The sequence below is a fragment of the Marinobacter litoralis genome (genome assembly GCF_003336705.1).
GTDB lineage: Bacteria > Pseudomonadota > Gammaproteobacteria > Pseudomonadales > Oleiphilaceae > Marinobacter > Marinobacter litoralis.
This window is the reverse complement of the sequence record NZ_QMDL01000004.1, coordinates 83,470-105,771: the sequence shown is the minus strand read 5'-3', so window position 1 is coordinate 105,771 and position 22,302 is coordinate 83,470. Positions and strand designations below refer to the sequence as shown.

General features: G+C 53.3%; 21 protein-coding genes. 20 read left to right on the top strand and 1 reads right to left on the bottom strand.

Going from position 1 to position 22,302, the window contains the following annotated elements; all coding sequences use genetic code 11:
• Nucleotides 1–3 precede the first annotated feature (3 nt).
• The 14 genes from DOQ08_RS13970 (at nt 4) to secF (ending at nt 16,122) form a co-directional block, all read left to right on the top strand.
• Nucleotides 4–681: a flagellar hook assembly protein FlgD gene (locus DOQ08_RS13970; protein ID WP_114335606.1), complete on the top strand. Its 678-nt coding sequence runs from the start codon at nt 4–6 to the stop codon at nt 679–681.
• A 28-nt stretch (nt 682–709) separates the two neighbouring features.
• Nucleotides 710–2,602, top strand: coding sequence for a flagellar hook protein FlgE (locus tag DOQ08_RS13965; RefSeq protein WP_114335605.1), 1,893 nt, complete (start codon nt 710–712; stop codon nt 2,600–2,602).
• Nucleotides 2,603–2,675: 73 nt separating this feature from the next.
• Nucleotides 2,676–3,428, top strand: a complete 753-nt coding sequence (locus DOQ08_RS13960; RefSeq protein ID WP_114335604.1) for a flagellar basal body rod protein FlgF — start codon at nt 2,676–2,678, stop codon at nt 3,426–3,428.
• Between the two features lie 83 nt (nt 3,429–3,511).
• On the top strand, nt 3,512–4,300 hold the full coding sequence (gene flgG, locus DOQ08_RS13955; protein ID WP_114335603.1) for a flagellar basal-body rod protein FlgG: 789 nt from the start codon (nt 3,512–3,514) through the stop codon (nt 4,298–4,300).
• A 3-nt stretch (nt 4,301–4,303) separates the two neighbouring features.
• Nucleotides 4,304–5,005 carry a flagellar basal body L-ring protein FlgH gene (flgH, locus tag DOQ08_RS13950; RefSeq protein ID WP_114335602.1) on the top strand — a complete coding sequence of 234 codons (702 nt, stop codon included), beginning with the start codon at nt 4,304–4,306 and terminating at the stop codon, nt 5,003–5,005.
• Complete coding sequence (locus DOQ08_RS13945) at nt 5,002–6,096, top strand: flagellar basal body P-ring protein FlgI (RefSeq protein WP_114335601.1); 1,095 nt, start codon at nt 5,002–5,004, stop codon at nt 6,094–6,096. Before flgH ends, DOQ08_RS13945 begins: the two co-directional genes overlap by 4 nt.
• An 8-nt stretch (nt 6,097–6,104) precedes the next feature.
• Nucleotides 6,105–7,097, top strand: a complete 993-nt coding sequence (gene flgJ / locus DOQ08_RS13940) for a flagellar assembly peptidoglycan hydrolase FlgJ (protein WP_114335600.1) — start codon at nt 6,105–6,107, stop codon at nt 7,095–7,097.
• A 6-nt stretch (nt 7,098–7,103) separates the two neighbouring features.
• On the top strand, nt 7,104–9,137 hold the full coding sequence (gene flgK / locus DOQ08_RS13935; RefSeq protein ID WP_114335599.1) for a flagellar hook-associated protein FlgK: 2,034 nt from the start codon (nt 7,104–7,106) through the stop codon (nt 9,135–9,137).
• Nucleotides 9,138–9,153: 16 nt separating this feature from the next.
• On the top strand, nt 9,154–10,392 hold the full coding sequence (gene flgL, locus DOQ08_RS13930) for a flagellar hook-associated protein FlgL (RefSeq protein ID WP_114335598.1): 1,239 nt from the start codon (nt 9,154–9,156) through the stop codon (nt 10,390–10,392).
• Between the two features lie 181 nt (nt 10,393–10,573).
• Nucleotides 10,574–11,674: a tRNA preQ1(34) S-adenosylmethionine ribosyltransferase-isomerase QueA gene (queA, locus tag DOQ08_RS13925; protein ID WP_114335597.1), complete on the top strand. Its 1,101-nt coding sequence runs from the start codon at nt 10,574–10,576 to the stop codon at nt 11,672–11,674.
• A gap of 14 nt (nt 11,675–11,688) precedes the next feature.
• On the top strand, nt 11,689–12,810 hold the full coding sequence (tgt, locus tag DOQ08_RS13920; RefSeq protein WP_114335757.1) for a tRNA guanosine(34) transglycosylase Tgt: 1,122 nt from the start codon (nt 11,689–11,691) through the stop codon (nt 12,808–12,810).
• A gap of 41 nt (nt 12,811–12,851) precedes the next feature.
• Entirely contained in the window at nt 12,852–13,214 is a 363-nt protein-coding gene (yajC, locus tag DOQ08_RS13915; RefSeq protein WP_114335596.1) for a preprotein translocase subunit YajC, read from the top strand.
• A gap of 87 nt (nt 13,215–13,301) precedes the next feature.
• The gene (gene secD / locus DOQ08_RS13910; protein ID WP_114335595.1) at nt 13,302–15,176 is read left to right on the top strand and encodes a protein translocase subunit SecD; all 1,875 of its coding nucleotides are present in this window, start codon (nt 13,302–13,304) and stop codon (nt 15,174–15,176) included.
• Complete coding sequence (secF, locus tag DOQ08_RS13905) at nt 15,169–16,122, top strand: protein translocase subunit SecF (protein ID WP_114335594.1); 954 nt, start codon at nt 15,169–15,171, stop codon at nt 16,120–16,122. The genes secD and secF overlap by 8 nt, the downstream gene beginning before the upstream one ends.
• A gap of 82 nt (nt 16,123–16,204) precedes the next feature.
• Here secF and DOQ08_RS13900 read toward each other — a convergent pair whose 3' ends face one another.
• Complete coding sequence (locus tag DOQ08_RS13900) at nt 16,205–17,005, bottom strand: inositol monophosphatase family protein (RefSeq protein ID WP_114335593.1); 801 nt, start codon at nt 17,003–17,005, stop codon at nt 16,205–16,207.
• 192 nt (nt 17,006–17,197) lie between these two features.
• On the opposite strand from DOQ08_RS13900, the gene trmJ reads away from it, so the two are divergent.
• The 6 genes from trmJ (at nt 17,198) to rlmN (ending at nt 22,265) form a co-directional block, all read left to right on the top strand.
• Complete coding sequence (gene trmJ, locus DOQ08_RS13895) at nt 17,198–18,058, top strand: tRNA (cytosine(32)/uridine(32)-2'-O)-methyltransferase TrmJ (RefSeq protein ID WP_114335592.1); 861 nt, start codon at nt 17,198–17,200, stop codon at nt 18,056–18,058.
• A gap of 4 nt (nt 18,059–18,062) precedes the next feature.
• Entirely contained in the window at nt 18,063–18,848 is a 786-nt protein-coding gene (gene cysE / locus DOQ08_RS13890; protein ID WP_114335591.1) for a serine O-acetyltransferase, read from the top strand.
• Nucleotides 18,849–18,926: 78 nt separating this feature from the next.
• Nucleotides 18,927–19,424 (top strand): Fe-S cluster assembly transcriptional regulator IscR, encoded by a 498-nt coding sequence (gene iscR, locus DOQ08_RS13885; RefSeq protein ID WP_114335590.1) that lies wholly within the window; start codon nt 18,927–18,929, stop codon nt 19,422–19,424.
• Nucleotides 19,425–19,447: 23 nt separating this feature from the next.
• Complete coding sequence (locus DOQ08_RS13880; RefSeq protein ID WP_114335589.1) at nt 19,448–20,596, top strand: IscS subfamily cysteine desulfurase; 1,149 nt, start codon at nt 19,448–19,450, stop codon at nt 20,594–20,596.
• 68 nt (nt 20,597–20,664) lie between these two features.
• Complete coding sequence (gene ndk / locus DOQ08_RS13875) at nt 20,665–21,093, top strand: nucleoside-diphosphate kinase (RefSeq protein WP_114335588.1); 429 nt, start codon at nt 20,665–20,667, stop codon at nt 21,091–21,093.
• Between the two features lie 62 nt (nt 21,094–21,155).
• A complete protein-coding gene (rlmN, locus tag DOQ08_RS13870; RefSeq protein WP_114335587.1) occupies nt 21,156–22,265 on the top strand; it encodes a 23S rRNA (adenine(2503)-C(2))-methyltransferase RlmN in 1,110 nt (369 codons plus the stop codon).
• Nucleotides 22,266–22,302 lie beyond the last annotated feature (37 nt).

The window sequence follows — 22,302 nt, the reverse complement described above, 5'->3', positions numbered from 1 at the left end:
GTGATGAGTGCAGTAAATTCAGCGTCCGTCGCCGATGTGCTGGGCCAGTATCGAGTGCAGCAGGACAGCAAGGCCCAGGGTGGTAGTGAGCTTGGTAAGGATGCCTTCATGGAGTTGATGTTGGCACAGATGAAAAATCAGAACCCGCTGGAGCCACAAGACAACGGCGACTTTATCTCCCAGTTGGCACAGTTCAGTTCTCTGGAAGAAATGCAAAACCTCACCGGCACGGTGGATGAGGTGGCAGGTCAGTTCCGCTCAAGTCAGGCGTTGCAAGCGTCGGCCATGGTGGGCAAAACGGTTCTGGCACCCTCAAGTGTGGGCATTCTGGGCGCAGAGGGTGAGGTTACAGGCACCATCGATGTTCCCGCTTCAACCGGCGGCTTGCGATTGTCTGTGATGAACCAGTCTGGCGAGCTTGTACGGCAGATTGATATGGGTAGCAGTCAGGCCGGTGTGGTGTCTTTCCGTTGGGATGGGCAAGACGGCAACGGCAATGCTTTGCCGCAAGGCCCTTACCAAATTGTTGCACAGGGTAGTTACCCGTCCGGGCCGCAGCAGTTGGGCACCATGGTGAGTGCGAACGTAGACAGTGTGTCTTTGAATAACGGCGGCTCCATCACGTTGAATCTCGCTGGCATGGGCTCAATTGCCCTCTCTGATGTGAAACAAATTAACTGAACCGGTGTCGGACCAGGAGGTATAAGTCATGGCATTTAATACAGGGCTAAGTGGTCTGCGGGCCGCATCGGTGGATCTGGACGTAACCGGCAACAACATTGCCAACGCCAGTACCGTCGGCTTCAAAGGCAGCAAAGTGCAGTTCGGTGATTTGTACGCCAACGGCTTTTTAAGTGGCGGGACAAACCCGATCGGCGACGGTGTTCGGGTACAGGATGTTAAGCAGTCGTTTGGCCAGGGCAACATCAGCTTCACCGACAGCGGGCTGGATATGGCTATCAGCGGTGATGGGTTTTTTATTCTGAGCAATAACGGTGAAACCCGTTACTCACGGGCAGGCCAATTCGGGATTGATAAAGACGGGTTCGTGGTTAATAACCAGAATATGAAGGTTCAGGGTTACACGGCTGATGATGACGGGAATCTGTCAGGTGTGCGTGGGGATCTCGCGATTGAGACCGGTAACCTTGCGCCGCGCAGAACCACGAATTTGGTCACGGATTTGAATTTGGATTCCAGACAGTCGGTGTTGGAGCAACAGGTTCGTAGTTTTTCATTGCCATCCTCAGCCTTTGCGGGCGGTGAATATAGATTTACATACTCTGACGGTAGTCCCGATTATGGTGTTGGACCTATTGCGAACCCTGCACCGCCCGCAGCTCCAGTATCAGCCAGAGAAATCGCTGAGCAGATAACTTTGGCGCCAGGTGTCAATGCTTCTGGGACCGAGACTGTGACATTAGCTTCTGGGACACCGTCCGCAGCGGAAATTCAAGATCCAGACTTTAGGTTTCGGGTCGGGAGCATTGACCTTAGCAACTTGACTGAAGTGAACAATCTGCAAGAACTGGCTGAAGCGATTTCTAACATCAGCGACAATTCTATTTCTGCAAAGGTGAATGGTGATACCGGTAGCCTCGAGATCACAAATGGCTCCGGCGAGAGGTTTGATGTGGAGTGGGGAGTAGGGAATAATCCGAGCTCGACAGAGACGTCGGTGGGCGCGATTAGCATTTCCTCAGACCGAAATGTCGACGGCATCGTAACGGTGAGCGGTTCCAATCAATTGCAATCGGAGTTTGATAATACACTGCCAACTCCAATCAATGCCTTTAACCCCATAGACCAACGCACATACAACCACGCCACCTCGACAAAAATCTATGACAGCTTGGGCAACACCCACGAAATGACCCAGTTCTTCGTGAAAGAGCCATCGCCGGGTAATGGTGTCGGTCAGAGCCAGTGGTCAATATACATCGAGATCGATGGCGAGATGGTTGCAGGTACGGATCAGCAGCCATACACCGCTATCTTCAACCAAGACGGTCAGCTGGAGTCCATTAACGGCAATGTGAATGGAGAAATCATTATCGCTGACTGGGTGCCAAAAGATCCGAATGGCGCTCCGAATGGCGCAGATGGCCCACCCGCAGATCCTTCAAGTGTGGTTAGCCCGATTCCGCTGCCCGCTAACAGCTCCGCCTTCGTTCTGGATCTTGGCAGAGCTACCCAGTATGGCGCCACATTCGGGGTGAACAATCAGCAGCAGAACGGTTATACAACCGGGCGGCTTTCCGGATTAGACGTGTCTGGCGAGGGGGTGATCTTTGCCCGCTACACCAACGGCCAATCTAAAGCCTTGGGGCAGGTGGCGTTGGCATCGTTTAACAACACCAATGGCTTGTCTCCGGTAGGCGACACCACTTGGGTTGAGTCCTTCGAATCCGGGCAGCCGGTGATCGGCGCTCCGGATACCGGAACCTTGGGATCAATCAAGGCAAGTTCAGTTGAAGAATCCAACGTTGATCTTTCAGCCGAGCTCGTCAACCTGATCATTGCCCAGCGTAACTATCAGGCAAACGCCAAAACCATTGAAACCTCGGATGCGGTCACCCAGACCATTATCAACCTCCGCTAACCCTGTCATGTAAACATGGCATGACTCCTGCAGGAAGACTGGAAACAGTCAAAATTCCGGCAGGAGTTTGCCCATGGACAAAGCCCTCTACATTGGAATGTCTGGCGCCAAGCAGAACATGCTGGCCCAGCGTGCCCACGCTAACAACCTCGCCAACGTGAACACCACGGGGTTCAAGAAGGATTTTGCTCAGGCCCGCAGCATGCCGGTGTTTGGTGAGCATCATCCTACCCGCGCCTATGCCATGACCGAGCGGCCAGGCACAGATCTTTCCGCCGGTGCCCTGATGGATACCGGTCGAAAACTCGATGTTGCCGTTGAAGGCGACGGTTGGCTGGCGGTTCAGAACAATCAAGGCGAAGAAGTGTTCACCCGCAGCGGCAGCCTTCAGGTGGATGTGAATGGATTGGTTCGCATGCCCAGTGGTGAGTTGGTGCTGGGCAATGGTGGGCCAGTTGCTTTGCCGCCGTTTGATGATTTGTTGATCGGAGCTGACGGCACGGTTTCCGTTGTTCCGGTGGGTGGTCCGCCTGATCAGTTGGTGGAGGTTGACCGCCTGAAGTTGGTGAACCCACCCGCCGATGCTTTGGAAAAGGGTTTGGACGGGTTTATCCGCCGTAAGCCGGGGCAGGCGATTGGCGGGGTTGAGCCCGCGGACGCCAATATGCGCGTTGCGACAGGGTTTTTGGAAAGTTCCAACGTCAATGCCGTGGAAGAGATGATTTCCAACCTGCAGTTGTCTCGCCAATACGAGATGCAGGTGAAAGTTATGTCCACCGCCAACGAGAATTCCGAAGCAACGGCACGACTGTTGCAGAATCTCTGATAACGCTGAATTAAGCATCACCGGCCGGCATCAAGCGGCAAACAATGGCCGCTTCGGCAGCCGGCAAGGTAAGGAGTAGAAACATGCATCCAGCACTATGGGTCAGTAAAACCGGGTTGAGCGCACAGGACACCAATCTGTCCACGATCTCCAACAACTTGGCGAACGTAAACACCACCGGTTTCAAACGGGACCGTGCAGTGTTTCAGGATCTGCTGTATCAGATCAATCGCCAGCCCGGCGGAATGAGCACCGAAAACACCGAGCTGCCATCCGGCTTGCAATTGGGTACGGGTGTCCGTGTGGTGGGCACGGCGAAGCAGTTCAGCCAGGGCAATCTGCAGATTACCGAGCAGCCACTGGATATGGCCGTTAATGGTCGGGGCTTCTTCCAGATTGCCATGCCTGATGGCCAGATTGCATACACCCGTGACGGTCAGTTCCAGTTGAATTCTGATGGCGATGTGGTCACTCCAGACGGCTACCCGCTGGAACCGAACATCAACGTGCCGGAAGACACGACGAACGTCACTATCGGTCGCGACGGCACGGTTACGGCGGTCACGAATGATCAGGCTGCGCCGGTCAATCTGGGGCAGATCACGCTGGTGAATTTCATCAATCCTCAAGGATTGCAGGCGATTGGTAACAACCTGTTCAAGGAAACCAATGCCAGTGGCGATCCTCAGGAAGGCGAGCCGGGGTTGGCGGGAATTGGCACCATCGAGCAGGGCACTGTTGAATCTTCAAACGTGGAAGTGGTGGAAGAGTTGGTCAACATGATCACCACTCAGCGCGCCTACGAGATGAACTCCAAGGTGGTTTCCACAACCGATCAGATGCTTCAGTTCATTACCAACAATATTGGGTAAGTTATGAAACGCAACCATCAAACCTGGACAGCAAAGCGCGTGGCCACACTGGCATTGGTGGGAGGCCTTATTATCTTGCAAGGCTGCACGGCCATGACCCGCCCTCGTGCGATGCCCGACGACCCGGCGTATGCGCCGGTGCGTGCTCAGGCCATGATGCAGCGTGACCCGGACTCCGGCTCTATTTATCAGGTGTCCCGTAACTACAACATCTACGGTGATACCAAAGCACTGAACGTTGGCGATGTCCTCACGGTCTTGTTGGAAGAGTCCACTCGCGCCAGCAAAAATGCCGAAACCACGATCACCAAAGACCAGGAGTTGAGCCTGCCTGAGCCCAACATCTTCGGAAAGAATAATATTGGCTTGAATGCCTCGGCCAACCTGGAGCGGGATTTCGCAGGTTCCGCCGAAGCGGATCAAAGCAACAGCCTGGCGGGCAGCATCACCGTGACGGTAACTGAGGTGTTGCCGAACGGCGTGTTGCGTATTCGTGGCGAGAAGTGGCTGTCACTGACCAATGGTGATGAGTACATTCGCCTGACGGGCATGGTTCGCCCGCAGGACATCGCGCCCGACAACACGGTGGCTTCCAATCGGATAGCGGATGCCCGCTTTGCCTATGGCGGCACCGGTGACTTCGATCAGGCTAATCAAATGGGCTGGCTGGCCCGCTTCTTTAACAGTGAGTGGTGGCCGTTATGATCCGCAAACTTTGTGTTGTTTTTACCTTGCTGGCGGTGATCGCATCTCCGGTGGCGGCGGATCGCCTGAAAGATCTGGCGAAAGTAAAGGGTGTGCGGAACAACCAGCTGATTGGCTATGGCCTGGTGGTGGGGTTGGACGGAACGGGTGATAAAGCACCGTTCACCAACCAGACGTTTCGGAACATGATGAATCAGTTTGGCATCACCCTTCCGGATGGCGTTAACCCGAAGCTTGCAAACGTAGCCGCTGTAACTGTGAGCGCCACTTTGCCGGCCTTCGCCAAGTCTGGTCAGGAGTTGGACATCACCGTTTCGTCGATTGGTAATGCCGACAGTTTGCGTGGTGGCACCTTATTAATGACTCCGCTCAAGGGCGCAGACGGGCAAGTGTATGCCATGGCTCAGGGCAGCCTGGTTGTGGGTGGTTTTGGTGCGCAGGGGTTAGACGGTTCGCGTATCACTGTGAACGTGCCGAGTGTAGGTCGCATTCCTAACGGAGCGACCATTGAGCGGGAAGTGGCCTCTCCGTTTAATCGTGGCGATACCATCACGTTTAATCTGCTTCGGTCGGATTTCACAACAGCTCGCCGGGTTGTAGAGGCGATCAATAGCCATCTGGGGCCTGATATGGCCTACGCCCATGACCCTACATCGATCTCGGTCAGAGCGCCGCGTGACCCTTCCCAGCGGGTGAGTTTTTTGTCGATCGTTGAAAATATCGAAGTTGAGCCTGCAGAAGAATCCGCCAAAGTGGTGATCAACAGCCGCACGGGGACAATTGTCGTGGGCCAGAACGTGAAGGTGAGCCCGGCCGCGATTACTCATGGTAATTTGACCGTGACCATTCAGGAAAATCCTGAAGTTGTTCAGCCTAACCCCTTTGCGGGTGGCGACACGGAAGTGCAGGCCAACACTCAAATTGCGATCACTGAAGACCCGGCACGAATGTTCCAGTTTGGCCCGGCCACAACGCTGAATGAAATCGTTCAGGCGGTTAACCAGGTTGGGGCAGCGCCTGGCGATGTTATGGCTGTGCTGGAAGCTCTGAAACAGGCTGGCGCGTTGCGAGCCGAGCTGATTGTGATCTAGGGGAAGTCATGCAGGACCATCGCGTACAGCAAGCTCAGGTATACACCGATTTCAGCGGCCTTAATTCGCTGAAGATGCAGGCGCGCAGCGATAAAAAAGCAGCGCTTGAACAGGTGGCTAAACAGTTTGAAAGCCTGTTCCTGTCGGAGATGCTTAAGTCCATGCGCAAGGCGGGTGAAGTGTTCGCCGAAGGCAATTACCTGAACAGCAACGAGAGCGAATTCTACCGGGACATGTTCGATAGCCAGATCAGTCTGAGTATGGCGACTGGCTCAGGGACCGGTTTGGCCGAAGCGCTGGTTCGGCAGTTGGGCGAGAGTATTCCGGGTGTGACGTCTAACGGCGAAAAACTGGCAGGCCACAAAGCTACGCTGGCGGATTACGACCGCACCTTACCTGCTATTTCTCCCGCATTACCTGAACGAATGAAGGTGGTAGAGGACGTGGTTCAGGCATTGCCTGGTGATGTTTCCGAATTGAGCCCTAATACTCAATTGCCTGCCACCTTTGATAGCCCGGAGCACTTTGTCAGCGAGTTGATGCCCTATGCCCGGCGCATTGGCCGGGAGAGCGGCATTGATCCTCGCTTGATGGTTGCCCAAGCCGCACTGGAAACAGGGTGGGGCAAGCACATGATTGAAGGTGATGGAAACGAGCCGAGTTTCAACCTGTTTGGCATCAAAGCAGACAGTCGATGGAATGGCGATGCCGTCACCATTACCACCACTGAGTTTCGTGGCGGTGTTGCAATGAAAGAGCGAGCCGACTTCCGGGCGTATCCGGATTACGAAGCCAGTTTCCGTGACTATGTGGAATTCCTTCAAAGTAATCCGCGTTATAAAGATGTGCTTTCTTCAGCAGGCGAGCCTGAAGTATTCGCAGAAAAACTGCAGCAAGCTGGTTACGCCACCGATCCGGAATACGGTTCAAAGATTCGCCGGATTATGAATCGTGATTCCCTGATGACGTTGTCCATGGGCAACGGTGGGATAAAGGAGTAACAGGTCATGGCAGGATTAATCGGGATAGGCTTGTCGGGTGTGCTCAGCCACCAGAGCGCACTCAATACCACGGCCAATAATATTACCAACGCCAACACCCCGGGCTACAGTCGTCAGGAAGTTCAGTTTGCCACGCAAGAAGGCAATCGAACCGGAGCTGGAACCGTTGGTACTGGCGTATCGATTGAGAACATTCGCCGCTTGGCGAATGAATATCTAACGCAGCAGTTGAGGGAAGACAGCACCCTGTTTGGAGAGCAGAACGCCCTCAACGCGGAGCTTACGCAGCTGGATAACTTGCTTGGCGGCGAAAGCACTGGTTTGAGCAATGCGCTGAACAACTTCTTTGCCTCCCTCCAAAATGCCGCGGAAGACCCAACGTCTTTGCCGCAACGGCAGTTGGTTCTGAGTGAAGCACAACAAGTGGTTAATCGCTTTCAGGCCCTGAACGAACAGTTCATACAGCAACGGGAATCTGTCAAAACCCAAATGCAGCAGGGCGTAAAAGATGCCAACACGCTGCTGAAAAATATTGCCGACCTGAACCTGGCGATTTCCGAATCGCCCGGTATCGCTCAGGGCAAAATGCCGCTTGAGTTAATGGATAAGCGAGACGAAAACCTGCGGGAGCTGTCGGCGCTCGTAGGCATTCGGGTGACTCACACGGATGGCAGCCAGGTGAACGTTTCGCTGGCTAACGGGCAGTCGCTCGTTACTGGGTCCGATGCGGCGCAATTGGGCACGAGAACCAGTGCGCAAGACCCCGCTCAGTTGGAGTTCACACTTACCAGCGGTGGACGTCTGTTGCAGGTTGATGACCAAATTCAGGGTGGGTCATTGGGCGGCTTGCGCCGCTTTGAGCGAGAAGCTTTGCGCCCAGCGTTTGATGAGCTTGGCCGTTTGGCGATCGGGATTTCATCCGCGATTAACCACCAGCACGAAATCGGTATGGATCTGGAAGGGGATTTGGGCGGAAACTTCTTTACCGATATAAACAGCATAGCGTTTCAGCGCAGCCGAGTGATTGCGAACGGCAATAACACCGAGCCTCAAAACGCCCAGTTGGCTGTTGAAATTACCGACAGCAGTTTGTTGGCGGCCGGCACTTGGTCGTTGAAGTTCAGCGGTGACGGCAAAAGCTATCAGTTGGTGGATGCCTCAACAGGAGAAGTAGCTCGCCAAGGGCGGCTGCCCGACCCGGTACAATCTGAAATCAGCATGCCGGGCTTTAACGTGCGGATTGAGGGCGGCGATTTCAATCCGGGTGATGAGTACCTGATTCAGCCTAGCCGAAATGCAGCGGCCAATATTGCTTTGAACGTTCGCCGGGAAGAGGATCTTGCGTTTGCTAGTCCGATTCGGGCCAGTGCGGCGGAGGGGAATCTCGGAACGGCAAGCATTTCGCAGGGCAAAATGCTGAATGTCCGCAACCCGAATACCAATGCGTTGTTGCCTGGATTCCAGACCCGCGGCGCTTTGGCTAACGGACCGATAGAGATCGAGTTCGGCGCATACGATTCAACTAGCGGAACGTATAGTTACACCATCAGGGATAGCACCAACAACGTGCTGGAAACGGGAAGCTATGATCCTAAAAAGGTAAACACATTCTTCAGTGATAATCCTTCAGACGGTGACAGCTATCAAGGCTATCAGTTTGAAATGACCGGCGAGCCGGCGGTGGGCGATGAATTTGTTATCGACTTCAATAAAAACGGCGTTTCCGATAACCGAAACGCGGAATTGCTGGCGGCTTTAGGAACGGCCAACACCTTGAACGGCGGCAGCCAGAACTTTGCCGAAGGGTACGCCGGCTTGGTAGAAGACGTGGGCGTGAAAACCCGACAGAGCCAACTTGATAAGGCGGCAGGCCAAACTCTGCTGGAGCAGTCCAACAACCAGCGGGAATCGGTATCCGGAGTCAATTTGGATGAAGAGGCAGGTAAGCTGATTCAGTATCAGGCGGCCTACAACGCTTCGGCGCAAGTTATGTCGGTGGCGCAGGACTTGTTCAACACGTTGCTGCAAAGCTTCCGGTAAGGTGGGGTAAGGTAAAATGGTCCGTATTTCATCACAGCAAATCTTCTCCGGTGGTATCAACCGGATGCAGGATATCAATAGCGATCTGGTTAAGACCCAGCAACAGATCTCCACCGGCAAGAAGGTCAATAAACCCTCTGATGACCCGGTAGCAGCAGCGCGTATTCTTAAGCTCGATCAGAATCTGAGTCGCGTTGAAACCTATCAGCGTAACGCCGATCTGGCGGATAACCGACTGAAGCAGGAGGAGAGCGCGCTGAGCAGTGCCATCGACATTATCCAGCGGGTGAGGGAGCTGACGGTGCAAGCCGGTAACGGTTCGTTGTCCGCCAATGATCGCAAGTCTATTTCGTCGGAACTCAAAGAACGGCTAGGGCAATTGGCTGACGTAGCTAATACTCGTGACGCTTCAGGTGAGTATATCTTCAGCGGATTTCAGGGTGGTTCGCCGGCTTTCGTTAAAGAAGATGGTGCCTGGACTTATAACGGAGATGAAGGGCAGCGTGTTCTGGAAATAGATGATGGTGTGACAGTTCCGATTAGTGATCACGGGAAGGGGATTTTTGGTAATGTTCCCGCTACGGTCTCGATGAAAGAGACGACATCGGCCAACGGATTTATTGCCGGCCTATCTGTGCAAAATGAAAGTGCCCTTCAGGCCGCGTTTGATTCAGTCGCGCCGAACGTACCTAATGACCTAACCGTTTCTGTGGTGAATGCGGCAGGAGAGTTGTCTATCACAGCGAATGGCGGTGCCTTGGATTTGACACCAACACCTATTCCGAGCGTTGGTGATACGTTTCAAGTGGCTGGAATTGAAATGACCGTCACTGATGCGGCTTACGATGCAGTTGCGGGGACAGGTGATTCGTTCACAATCGGCATCAACGACAAACAGTCCATTTTCGGCACCATTGAAAATCTCATAGCTGGTCTGGATAACATCTCGAAGGATTCTCCAAAGGGCAATGCGGAATACGATGCCCTGATATCAGAATCCTTAGCCAATCTGGACAACGGCCAGGAGTCTATCCTTCTAAAGCAAACCGAAATAGGTGGCCGCATGAACGCGGTGGAATCTACCAGTGCGTTTTTGGAAGATTCTGCGCTTTACACCAAAGAGATACGGTCGCAGCTGCAAGACGTTGATTATGCGGAAGCAATCAGTAATCTGAGTTTCCAAAGCTTTGTCTTGCAGGCTGCTCAGCAGTCGTTTGCGCAGATCTCGCGGTTGTCATTATTTGATCGATTGTAATTGTTTGAGGCAGTGGGAAATTTTTTTACTTTGCGTGTTGCTTTCAGACTCAGGCTCAGTATAATTCCCACCACTTCCTGATGGCGGCGTGGTGANGTTTCCTTAACGGGAGTGGCGGTTCGAGTCCGCCCGCCGCTACCATTTATTGGCCGTATCCTACGGCATCTCAAATAGCCGGCCCATGAACGTCTCCGATTTTCATTTTGACTTGCCGGACGAGTTGATCGCTCGTTATCCGCTTAAACAACGCAGTGCCTCTCGTTTGCTGACCCTTGAAGGGGTTTCCGGCCACACGCAGCATCTCCAGTTTACGAATCTTCCGGATTTACTCGAACCCGGTGACCTTCTCGTTTTCAACAACACCCGTGTTATTCCAGCACGCCTGTTCGGTCAAAAAGAAACCGGTGGCCGTGTTGAGGTTCTCGTTGAGCGGTTGGTGGGTGAACGGGAGATTCTTGCCCATGCACGAGCCTCCAAGGCTCTGAAACAAGGGCAGAAGGTTATTCTGGAAGACGGCTCTTCATTGACCATGATTGGTCGGGAAGATGCGTTGTTCCGGTTTGTGAATGAAGGCGACGAGCCCATTCTCGATCTCTTGGAGCGCATCGGTCACATGCCGCTTCCACCTTATATGGAACGTGATGATGATCTGTCTGATCGCGAGCGATATCAGACGGTATACGCTCAGGAAGCCGGAGCGGTGGCAGCACCCACGGCTGGATTGCACTTTGATGATGCGCTGCTCGAAACACTGAAGGCCAAAGGCGTGGAATTCGCCTACGTCACCTTGCATGTAGGTGCGGGTACCTTCCAGCCTGTGCGGGTCGACAAGATCGAAGAGCACGTGATGCACAGTGAAGTCGCTCATGTGCCGGAAGAAACAGTCGAAGCGGTTCGCAAAACCCGGGCAAGGGGTGGGCGAGTGGTCGCGGTAGGCACCACATCTGTACGCTCGCTGGAATCTGCAAGTCAATCCGGGGAGTTGGGCACCTTTCGGGGTGAAACGGACATATTTATCTTCCCCGGTTACCGGTTTAACACCATAGATGCCATGGTGACCAATTTTCATCTGCCCGAGTCGACATTGATTATGTTGGTCAGTGCGTTTGCCGGGTACGACAACATTATGGCTGCCTACCGTGAAGCGGTAGAGCAGCAGTATCGATTTTTCAGCTACGGCGACGCTATGTTCCTGACGGCTCAAGAGCCGAGCCGTGGTAGGCTGACAAGCTCAGATCAAGCTGATACAGCCAGCTCCGATTCCAGTGGAGAAAATTTGTGAATGAATCCTGTTTTATGTCTTTTGAAAAGCTGGGTGAAGACGGTAAGGCCCGTCGTGGTCGCCTGACTTTTCCTCGTGGCACCGTTGAAACCCCGGCCTTCATGCCAGTGGGTACCTACGGCACGGTTAAAGGTATGTTGCCCCGTGATATCAAAGAGATTGGCGCAGAGATTATTCTCGGAAACACCTTTCACCTGATGCTGCGCCCCGGCACCGAAGTGGTTAAAGCGCACGGTGATCTGCACGATTTCACCCAATGGCACGGCCCGATTCTCACCGATTCTGGCGGATTTCAGGTGTTCAGTCTTGGTGAAATGCGCAAAATTACCGAGAAGGGCGTAACCTTCCGTTCGCCGGTCGATGGTGCCAAGGTTGAGCTCAACCCGGAAATTGCGATGCAGGTCCAGCGTGATCTCGGTTCTGACATCGTTATGATTTTCGACGAATGTACACCGTATCCGGCCACCGAAAAGCAAGCGAAGGACTCGATGGAGTTGTCGTTGCGTTGGGCTGCGCGCAGCAAGAAAGCTCATGAAGGTAATCCGTCTGCGTTGTTTGGTATTGTGCAGGGCGGTATGTATGAATCTCTGCGTGATCGTTCTCTCGAGGGCTTGACCGAAATCGGCTTTGATGGCTACGCCATTGGCGGGCTTTCGGTGGGTGAGCCAAAAGAGGATATGATCCGGATTCTGGATCATCTGCCGCCCAAAATGCCAGAAGACAAGCCGCGGTATTTGATGGGCGTAGGGCGCCCGGAGGATATCGTGGAAGCGGTACGTCGTGGTGTTGATATGTTCGATTGCGTGATGCCAACTCGTAATGCTCGTAACGGGTATTTGTTTACCTCAACAGGCATCGTAAAAATTCGAAACGCAAAAAATCGTCATGATGCGGGTCCGCTGGATGAGCGCTGTGATTGTTATACCTGCGAAAACTTTTCGAAAAGCTATCTGCATCATTTGGATAAGTGCGGGGAAATGCTTGGTTCCCAGCTAAACACCATCCACAATCTGCGTTTTTATCAGAACCTGATGAGCGGATTGCGTGGTGCCATTGAAGCAGGTACATTGTCCGACTTTGTAAGCGAATTCTACGCCTTACGCGGTGAAACTGTGCCGCCGTTGGGCGATGAGTGATCAATTTTGACTAAAGAACAGTCTATAAACGGAGAAACTGAATGAACTCAATCAAACTGCTAATCGCGGGCCTGCTGACACTTCTGCCGACCCTGGCCATGGCTCAAGGCGCTGAAGGTCAGTCCATGGGTGTTATGGGTCAGGTCATCTTTTTCGCAGGCTTCATTCTGATTTTCTACTTCTTGATCTGGCGCCCGCAGTCCAAGCGTGCAAAAGAGCACAAGAACCTGATGTCCAGCCTGAACAAGGGCGACGAAGTGGTAACGTCTGGTGGCATGGTTGGCCGTATCACCAAGGTTTCCGACGATTTCATCGTTCTGGAAGTTGCTGACAACATCGAAATCAAGATTCAGAAAGTTGCTGTTGCCGGTGCTCTGCCCAAGGGCACGCTCAAGGATATCTGAGCCGATTCCAGGCCGGTGCATAGCGCCGGCCGAATCATTTTGGCTGAAACACCAAGGCTGGCGGACTAGCCGGCTCAAAGGGATCCCATGCTAAATAAGTATCCTCTCTGGAAAAATCTGGTGATCGTGTTCGCTCTGGTCATTGGATTCATTTACGCCTTACCCAACTTCTTCCCCGACGATTACGCCATCCAGATCACTGGCTCACGAGGTAGCACTGAGGTTGATCAGCGCATACTTGATCGTGCTTTAGGTGCCTTGGAAAGTCAGGGTATCGAAGTTAAATCCAGTACCGTTGAAGAGCGCGATGCTCTGATTCGCCTGAACAGTTCTGACGCTCAGTTGCGCGCGCGCCCAGCGGTGCAAGCGGCTCTGGGAAATGATTATCTGGTAGCGCTGAACATGGCTCCATCAACTCCGGACTGGCTGCGCAGTTTGGGCGCTGGCCCCATGAAGTTGGGGCTTGACCTGCGGGGTGGTGTTCACTTCCTGCTGGAAGTTGATATGGACACCGCGGTGACTCAAAGGTTGGAAGCGTTGTCAGGTCAGATCAAACAGGATATGCGTGAAGAGAGGATTCGCTACCGTGGCGGTGACATTCGAAATAGCCGTGACATCGTTCTAAGCTTCCGGGATTCCGAAACAAGGGCCGAGGCCTTCTCGCTGGTTCGTGCTCAGTACAACGAGTTTCTGTTAAACGAAAGCTCGGAAGGCGGAGAGTACCTTCTGACGCTGACCTTGTCAGACGCAGAGGTTCAGGGCATTAAAGAGTACGCGCTGGAACAGAACCTGACCACCATCCGAAACCGGGTGAACGAACTCGGGGTTGCAGAGCCTTTGGTACAGCGTCAGGGGTCAGACCGCATTATCGTAGAGTTGCCCGGAGTACAAGACACCGCCCAAGCGAAGCGGGTTCTGGGTGCCACGGCAAATCTTGAATTCCGGATGGAGGCTCGCCAAGACGCTTCTTCCTCGGAAACCGAGCAGTTTAGCTTCCGCGATACCCCTCAGCGTACCGCACGTTTGCAGCGTGATGTGATTGCTACAGGTAATAATGTGGCAAATGCGCAACAGGCCTTTGATGAAAATGGCCAGCCTCAGGTCAACATCACCATGGACTCTGTTGGTGGTGATTTGATGAATCGCGCGACTCGAAACAATATCGGTCGTCGTATGGCCGTTTTGTTTATTGAGTTCCGTACAGAAACCGAAAGCCGAGAGGTTAACGGAGAGCTGAAGCAGGTTGAAAAGCGCGTTGTCGAGAAAGGACTGATCAGTCTCGCAACTGTGCAATCGGCATTGGGAAGTAGTTTCCGTATCACGGGTCTGGATTCGATTCCGGAAGCGGCTGAGCTGGCGCTGCTGCTGCGAGCCGGTGCTTTGGCTGCACCGATGTACTTTGTACAAGAGCGCACTATCGGGCCTAGCCTTGGTCAGAAAAACATCGATGCGGGTGTGATGTCTGTAGCCTTGGGCTTCGGCCTGGTGCTTCTCTATATGCTGGCGTTCTACCGTGGCTTCGGTGTGATTGCCAACATATCTTTGACCTTGAATCTCATGCTGCTTGTGGCGTGCATGTCGATTCTGTCTGCCACGCTTACGCTGCCGGGTATCGCCGGTATCGTATTGACGGTAGGTATGGCTGTTGATGCTAACGTTCTTATCTTTGAGCGGATCAAGGAAGAGCTTAGGGCAGGGGTTCCGCCTCAGAGCGCGATAAACGCGGGTTACGGGCGTGCCTTCGTTTCGATTTTCGATGCCAATATCACAACGCTTTTGGTGGCAATTATCTTGTTCGCCATGGGTTCTGGCCCGGTTAAGGGCTTTGCGGTCACTCTGTGTATCGGCATACTCACATCCATGTTCAGTGGTTTGATGGTAAGCCGAGGCATCGTCAATCTCGTATACGGCGGCCGCAGGGTCGAGAAACTTTCGATCGGGGGTAAGCTCGCCAATGTCTGATATGAAGAAACAACCGTTTGATTTTATGGGGCTTCGAAAGGCCGCGTCAGTGTTGTCGCTGGTGTTGGTGATTGGCTCTATTGTGTTGCTCGGAGTTCGAGGCCTGAATTTGGGTATGGACTTCACGGGCGGTACCTCTGTTGAGTTTGAATATGCTGAGGCTCCGAACCTGGACACAATTCGTAATCAACTTACTGAAGCCGGATACGAGCAGTTTTCGGTTCAGAATTTTGGTGCCGATACCACCGTTCTGATTCGCATGGCGGAAGCCGGGAATGATGAATTAGCCCGTGAAGTGACGGCTGCGCTCTCGGAATCTGGCGACAACCTTGAGCTGGTCAGTTCGGAGTTCGTCGGTTCTCAAGTCGGTGAAGAGCTGAAAGAGGACAGTGGGCTTGGGCTTCTGATTGCGCTTGCAGTGGTCCTGATTTATGTTGGTATGCGCTTCCAGTTCAAGTTTGGAATCGCCTCTGTTATCCCGCTGGCACACGATGTACTGATTGTTCTCGGTATGTTTGCGCTTTTCCAGTGGACTTTCGATCTCACCGTGCTTGCGGCTATTCTGGCTGTAATCGGTTACTCGCTAAATGACACGATCGTTGTAGCGGATCGTATCCGTGAGAACTTCCGTAAGTTGCGGGTGGGAGAGCCTTGGGATGTGATCAACCAGTCCATCCACGAAACAATCTCCCGTACGATCAATACGTCAGGCACAACCTTGGTTGTTTTGATTGCCCTTTATTTCTTGGGTGGTGAAGCGATTAACAACTTTGCTTTGGCGTTGATCATTGGTGTGGTTGTGGGTACGTATTCGTCAATCTACGTGTCTGCAAACATGTTGATGGTTATGGGAGTCACCCGCGACGATCTTATGGTGCCAGCGAAAGAGGGCGCAGGAGACGAAGCGGAAGAAGAACAGCCGCCTGAGTGGTTGAATCGTATGTAATGAAATCTGTGCCGGTGTATGCCGGCGCATAAAAAAACCGCCATCAGAGATGATGGCGGTTTTTTTGTGTCCGGTAAAACGCTTAGCGAGGTAGTCGGCCGCGGAACGGATTCATTACCTTGAGAAGCTCCCGGAACAATTTCGGGTTGGCGACAATCAGCTGGCGAGCTGAGCCTGCCGAAGGGTTGCCAGAGAAATCGCCGGTTAGTGCACCGGATTCCATGGCTAGGGTTACGCCCAGGTCGAGATCGGCAGCGGATGGCCTGAAAATAATGGCGGCATCCAGCAGGCCTGCGGAGACGCGGGCTATATCAAGCACGACGCAGCCGGAGGTGCGGAAAATTGCCGTATCACGAGCCAGAGTTGCCGCCATCTCTCCCCAGATCATTGGGTCGTCGCCTTGGCGGCTTTGATCAAGAAGGTTGGTGGCAAGCGCTGATTTGCCTGGCATCTTCACGTCTGAAGCGCGAACCCGGCGGCTGTTCAATGCTGCGCCGTGACCACGGCTTGCAGAGTATTCTTCGCCAGTTATAGGGTTAACAACCAAGAGGTTCTCGGTGCGGTTGTTCTTCTTCTGGGAAAGTGCCAGAGCGAACTCGGGGATGCCGCGAACGAAGTTCTCCCGGCCGAGAATCGGGAAAATGTGCCAGCTTCTTTCGCTGCCGTTGGCATCCGCTTCACCCATTGGTGCAATGGTGTGATCTTTATACGCTTTCGCCAACTGTTCTGTGAAGTTGTCGTAGATAGATTGCTCTACCCGTTCCAGCTGCAGGTAACGGTCGGCTTCGTCTTTGCCGTTGGGTTCCTGACGCTCGAAATGGGCCTTGAGGTAGTCAGACCCCTGGCGGGCAACGCGCAGGGCCATTTTAATTGCTGGTTGCATCTGAGAGTTCATTATCCGAATGTGTGAAGGGTCGCCATCATAGCAAAAACTCAGGGTGCTTGTATGCTTTTTGCCTCAGCAAATGCACGCATACCGCAGGGTTTCGGGATATTCTGGGAACCGTTCTTTTCAGGTTTCTGTTATGATTCGCCTCTTTTTTAAAAATATTGACGAGTAACAGGCCCTGATACCATGCATGAACCCGCGCTGTCGCCGGAAAGTAATGACTCCTTCAATGACCAAATTCGCATTGTCCTGGTAGAAACCTCGCACTCCGGAAACATCGGCGCGGTTGCGCGAGCTATGAAAAACATGGGTCTTGGTAACCTGTGGCTCGTGAACCCGGCATCGTTTCCTGATGAGACATCTTACGCCCGTTCAGCGGGTGCAAGTGATGTACTGGATAGGGCCCATGTGGTTTCGTCGCTGGATGAGGCGGTTGCAGATTGCGTGATGGTGATGGGGACCAGCGCCCGCGGCCGCAAGGTGCCTTGGCCCGTGATTCCGCCGCCCGATGCGGCAGCAACAGCCGTGCAGCAGGCAGAAAGTGGGAAAGTGGCCCTGGTGTTTGGGCGCGAGAACCATGGCTTGTCTAATGAAGAGCTGCAGCGTTGCCATTACCACATTCATATTCCTTCGAATCCGGATTACAGCTCTTTGAATCTGGCCATGGCGGTTCAGGTTATTTGTTATGAGCTAAGAATGTTTTATCTGAAAAGTCTTGAAGAGGGCGAGTCTCGCCCATACCTTCAGCCCATGGTCGCTCCTGGTGATGAGGGTTGGGATTCGCCGCCCGCGACTGCCGGTGAAGTGGAAGGCTTTTTCGGGCATTTCGAGCAGACGCTCGTGGACGTAAATTTCCATCGCCGGGATAACCCGCGCCATCTGATTGCGCGTATGCGGCGGCTTTTCCAGCGAGCACGCATGGACCAAATGGAAGTAAATATTCTTCGCGGCGTTCTTTCCTCTATACAGAAAGCGGCTGGTATCCAGGGCAGCAAAGAGCAGAGTGCCGGGAATGCCCAAGACTCCCAAAATAAAGGCCAGGAGTAGAGTTATGTTTGAACGTTTAAGGGAAGACATAAACAGCGTTTTTCATCGCGACCCTGCAGCACGCAATACGTTTGAAGTGCTAACGAACTACCCGGGGCTGCATGCGCTGCTTCTGCATCGCTTGGCGCACTGGATCTGGGGTTTGGGTCTGAAGTGGCTGGCACGCACGATCTCGACTCTGACTCGCTGGTTCACGGGTATTGAAATTCATCCGGGAGCCACTATTGGTCGTCGCTTCTTTATCGATCACGGCATGGGTGTGGTGATTGGGGAAACCACGGTTATTGGTGATGATGTCACTCTTTATCAAGGTGTTACTCTCGGAGGTACCAGCTGGAATAAAGGCAAACGTCACCCCACAATCGGTGACGGCGTAGTGGTTGGCGCTGGCGCGAAGATTCTAGGGCCCTTCGAGGTCGGTGCCGGGGCCAAGGTTGGTTCCAATTCTGTTGTGACCAAGGCTGTCCCTGCCGGCGCAACCGTTGTGGGTATTCCGGGACGGGTTATTGTTAAGCGTAAGGCAGAAGAAGCGGAAAATCCGCGCCGCAAGGTGATGGAGGAGCGCATGGGCTTCGATGCATACGGAGTTACCGAAGAAATGCCCGACCCTGTAGCTCGCTCCGTTCGTGCTTTGCTTGATCACATGCATGCTGTGGACGAGCGGCTGGAGGTGATGTGCAAGGCGCTTCGCAAAGTAAATAGCGATTATCAGAACGGGGATTTGCCGCAATTGGATGAAGAGGATTTTGATTGTGTGCGCGATGAGCCCGAGAGCGACGGCAAAGCCTGAATACTTGACTGTTTTAGTAGGTCAATTCATACTCGACGATGGAATCCGATATTCAAACCCATCGTCGGGGCTGAGAATATGAAGCTCACCACAAAAGGCCGCTATGCCGTAACAGCAATGCTGGATCTGGCACTGCATAGCAGTGAAAGGCCGGTGAGTCTGGCCGATATTTCGTCGCGCCAGGAAATTTCCTTATCCTACCTGGAACAGCTTTTTTCCCGTTTGCGTCGGCACCACCTTGTGGTGAGTATCCGAGGGCCCGGTGGAGGATACCGGTTGAGTCGTCACGCGGATGAGGTGTTTATTGCTGAAGTGGTTGATGCGGTTAGTGAATCGCTGGATACCACGCGGTGTGGCAATAAAGGTGATTGTCAGAATGGCGAAAAATGCCTGACACATCACCTCTGGTCCGATTTGAGTGACCAGATTCACCAATTCCTGAGCGATATCAGTCTCGGCGACTTGATGCGCAAACGTGAAATTCAATTGGTTGCTGACCGGCAAAATCGCAAGCAGTCAGAGGCCGATGCAGATGCGATCAATACCCGCCAACTGACAGATCAGGCTCCGGCCTGAAAACAACGTACCCCCGTTAAATTATGAAAAAGCCTGTATATCTTGATTATGCGGCGACAACGCCGGTTGATCCCGTTGTCGCTGAGTTAATGGCAAAACACCTTACGCTGGATGGTGTTTTTGGTAATCCTTCCTCGCGGTCCCACGGGTTCGGCTGGCAGGCTGAAGCTGCAGTCGAAAATGCTCGCCGCCAAGTGGCCGGGCTGATTCATGCTGACCCTAGAGAAATTGTCTGGACTTCGGGCGCGACCGAATCCGATAACCTGGCGATAAAAGGGTCGGTGGATATCGGCAGTAAACCGCACATTGTGACTTCGATCATCGAACATAAGGCGGTGGTGGACACCTGCAAGTGGTTGGAGGAGCAGGGCGTCGAAGTTACCTGGTTGCGCCCCGAGCCCGATGGTCGTGTTTCTCCGGAATCTGTTGAGCAGGCGCTAAAAGATAATACGGTGCTCGTCAGTTTGATGCTGGTGAACAATGAGCTGGGGTGCATTACCGATATCTCGGCCATTGGCTCCCTGTTAAGAGAGCGTGGCATTCGATTTCATGTTGATGCGGCGCAAGCGGCCGGAAAGATCCCGGTAGATGTCGGTCAGCTTAATGTTGATCTGATGTCGTTGTCTGCTCACAAGGTATACGGTCCCAAAGGTATAGGGGCCTTATACGTGCGTCGCTCACCGGACGTTCGTGTCGAAGCTCAGATGCATGGCGGCGGTCACGAGCGGAATATGCGGTCTGGCACTCTTGCTACCCATCAGATTGTGGGTATGGGCAAGGCGTTCGAACTGGCCGGTCAGGGGCTCGAGGAAGAAATGGCGCGACTGGAAGATTTGCGCCAGCGTTTCTTGTCTGGCCTAGAGTCATTGGAAGGCGTGCATTTTAACGGTAGTTCGGAGTATCGCGTGCCAGGTGTTGTTAACCTGTCATTTGAAGGTGTTGAAGCCGAATCGCTTATGCTCGGCCTTCGGAACATGGCGGTGTCTTCGGGTTCTGCCTGTGCGTCGGCTTCGGTTGAGCCGTCTTTCGTACTCCGCGGTATTGGCCTGAGTGACGAACTTGCCCACCGTGCGTTGAGGTTTTCGCTTGGTCGTTACACAACGACTGAAGAAATTGAATGTGCAAGCAGTCAAATTGTTGATGTAGTTACTCGACTTCGCAAGGTGCGGTAGGCAGTGGCCCATTGACTGCGTATAATCTACGCCCTGATTTTTACCCCTAACCAGACTGGAGAAATGACATGGCAAACGAGCGCACGCTCTCTATCATCAAGCCCGACGCGGTAGCCAAAAACGTAATCGGCGAAATCTACAGCCGTTTCGAAAAGGCTGGCCTGCAAATTGTTGCAGCCAAGATGATGCACCTGACTCAGGAACAAGCTGAAGGTTTCTACGCTGAGCACAAAGAGCGTCCTTTCTTCAACGACCTGGTTGCATTCATGACTTCTGGTCCTGTTGTTGTTCAGGCTCTGGAAGGCGAAGGCGCCATCCTGAAGAACCGCGAACTGATGGGTGCTACCAACCCGAAAGAAGCTGAAGCCGGCACCATCCGTGCAGATTTCGCTTCTTCTATCGATGCCAACGCCGTTCACGGCTCCGACTCTGCAGCTTCTGCCGAGCGCGAAGTGGCATACTTTTTCAACGACAACGAAATCTGCCCGCGCGGCTAAAGTTGTCCTTTCAGGGGTGACATTCGTCGCCCCTGAATTGGTTATCTGATCGAGGTTATGCCATGACTGCCCCTGCTGAAAAAACCAATCTTCTCGGACTGCCAAAAGCAAAGCTGGAGGCCTTTTTCGAGACCCTGGGCGAAAAACGCTTTCGCGCTCAGCAGGTACTGCAGTGGATTCATCAGCGTGGCGTTGATGACTTCGATCAAATGACCAATATGAGCGTGGCTCTGCGCGAGCGACTCAAGGAAATCGCGGAAATACGTGGCCCGGAGGTCGTTTACGACGAGACATCCAAAGACGGAACCCGTAAATGGGTCATGCGGATGGACAACGGGAACAACGTTGAAACTGTATTGATTCCCGATGGTGAACGGGGCACGTTGTGCGTATCTTCTCAGATTGGTTGTAGCCTGGATTGCACCTTTTGCTCAACTGGCAAGCGCGGTTTCAACCGAAACCTTACCGCTGCGGAAATTATTGGGCAGGTATGGGTCGCCCGAAAGGCATTCATGCCGTACGAGCCTAGTAGCCGGCCGATTACCAATGTGGTCATGATGGGTATGGGCGAGCCACTGCTCAATTTCGATAACGTTGTCGATGCCATGAACCTGATGATGGAAGATCTCGCTTACGGGATTTCCAAGCGTCGTGTCACATTAAGTACGTCCGGTGTGGTTCCAGCGTTGGATCGCCTGGGTGAGGTTACGGATGTTTCACTGGCCATCTCGCTTCACGCGCCTAATGATGAGCTGCGTAACCAATTGGTGCCGCTGAATAAAAAGTACCCGATTTCTGAATTGTTGGCCGCCACACGCCGTTATCTTGCGAGATTGCCCGATAAGCGAAAGGCGACCATTGAATACACGGTTATTCAAGGCGTTAATGATAAGCTTGAGCATGCGAAAGAGTTAGCGGTGGTGTTGAAAGGGTTGCCATGCAAAATCAACCTGATACCGTTTAATCCGTTCCCGGAAAGTGATTTCGAACGTCCGAGCATGAACGCTACGCGGCGTTTCCAGAACGCGCTGACGGAAGCCGGCTATGTGACCACGGTTCGTACGCCGCGCGGAGACGATATCGATGCGGCTTGTGGCCAGCTGGTTGGCCGGGTTGAAGACCGGACAAAACGTAGCCAACGCTATATCGCCGTGCAACAAGTGAACCCCTGATCCCGAAGGTGTTCAGTTATAACAGAAGGTGTTTGTA

Coding starts and splice junctions, on each gene's coding strand:
- DOQ08_RS13960 (WP_114335604.1), top strand. CDS start 2,676: ATGGACAAAGCCCTCTACATTGGAATGTCTGGCGCCAAGCAGAACATG.
- ndk (WP_114335588.1), top strand. CDS start 20,665: ATGGCAAACGAGCGCACGCTCTCTATCATCAAGCCCGACGCGGTAGCC.
- DOQ08_RS13900 (WP_114335593.1), bottom strand. CDS start 17,005: ATGCAACCAGCAATTAAAATGGCCCTGCGCGTTGCCCGCCAGGGGTCT.
- flgL (WP_114335598.1), top strand. CDS start 9,154: ATGGTCCGTATTTCATCACAGCAAATCTTCTCCGGTGGTATCAACCGG.
- flgJ (WP_114335600.1), top strand. CDS start 6,105: ATGCAGGACCATCGCGTACAGCAAGCTCAGGTATACACCGATTTCAGC.
- yajC (WP_114335596.1), top strand. CDS start 12,852: ATGAACTCAATCAAACTGCTAATCGCGGGCCTGCTGACACTTCTGCCG.
- tgt (WP_114335757.1), top strand. CDS start 11,689: ATGTCTTTTGAAAAGCTGGGTGAAGACGGTAAGGCCCGTCGTGGTCGC.
- flgG (WP_114335603.1), top strand. CDS start 3,512: ATGCATCCAGCACTATGGGTCAGTAAAACCGGGTTGAGCGCACAGGAC.
- secF (WP_114335594.1), top strand. CDS start 15,169: ATGTCTGATATGAAGAAACAACCGTTTGATTTTATGGGGCTTCGAAAG.
- DOQ08_RS13965 (WP_114335605.1), top strand. CDS start 710: ATGGCATTTAATACAGGGCTAAGTGGTCTGCGGGCCGCATCGGTGGAT.
- flgK (WP_114335599.1), top strand. CDS start 7,104: ATGGCAGGATTAATCGGGATAGGCTTGTCGGGTGTGCTCAGCCACCAG.
- DOQ08_RS13970 (WP_114335606.1), top strand. CDS start 4: ATGAGTGCAGTAAATTCAGCGTCCGTCGCCGATGTGCTGGGCCAGTAT.
- secD (WP_114335595.1), top strand. CDS start 13,302: ATGCTAAATAAGTATCCTCTCTGGAAAAATCTGGTGATCGTGTTCGCT.
- DOQ08_RS13880 (WP_114335589.1), top strand. CDS start 19,448: ATGAAAAAGCCTGTATATCTTGATTATGCGGCGACAACGCCGGTTGAT.
- iscR (WP_114335590.1), top strand. CDS start 18,927: ATGAAGCTCACCACAAAAGGCCGCTATGCCGTAACAGCAATGCTGGAT.
- flgH (WP_114335602.1), top strand. CDS start 4,304: ATGAAACGCAACCATCAAACCTGGACAGCAAAGCGCGTGGCCACACTG.
- queA (WP_114335597.1), top strand. CDS start 10,574: ATGAACGTCTCCGATTTTCATTTTGACTTGCCGGACGAGTTGATCGCT.
- cysE (WP_114335591.1), top strand. CDS start 18,063: ATGTTTGAACGTTTAAGGGAAGACATAAACAGCGTTTTTCATCGCGAC.
- rlmN (WP_114335587.1), top strand. CDS start 21,156: ATGACTGCCCCTGCTGAAAAAACCAATCTTCTCGGACTGCCAAAAGCA.
- DOQ08_RS13945 (WP_114335601.1), top strand. CDS start 5,002: ATGATCCGCAAACTTTGTGTTGTTTTTACCTTGCTGGCGGTGATCGCA.
- trmJ (WP_114335592.1), top strand. CDS start 17,198: ATGCATGAACCCGCGCTGTCGCCGGAAAGTAATGACTCCTTCAATGAC.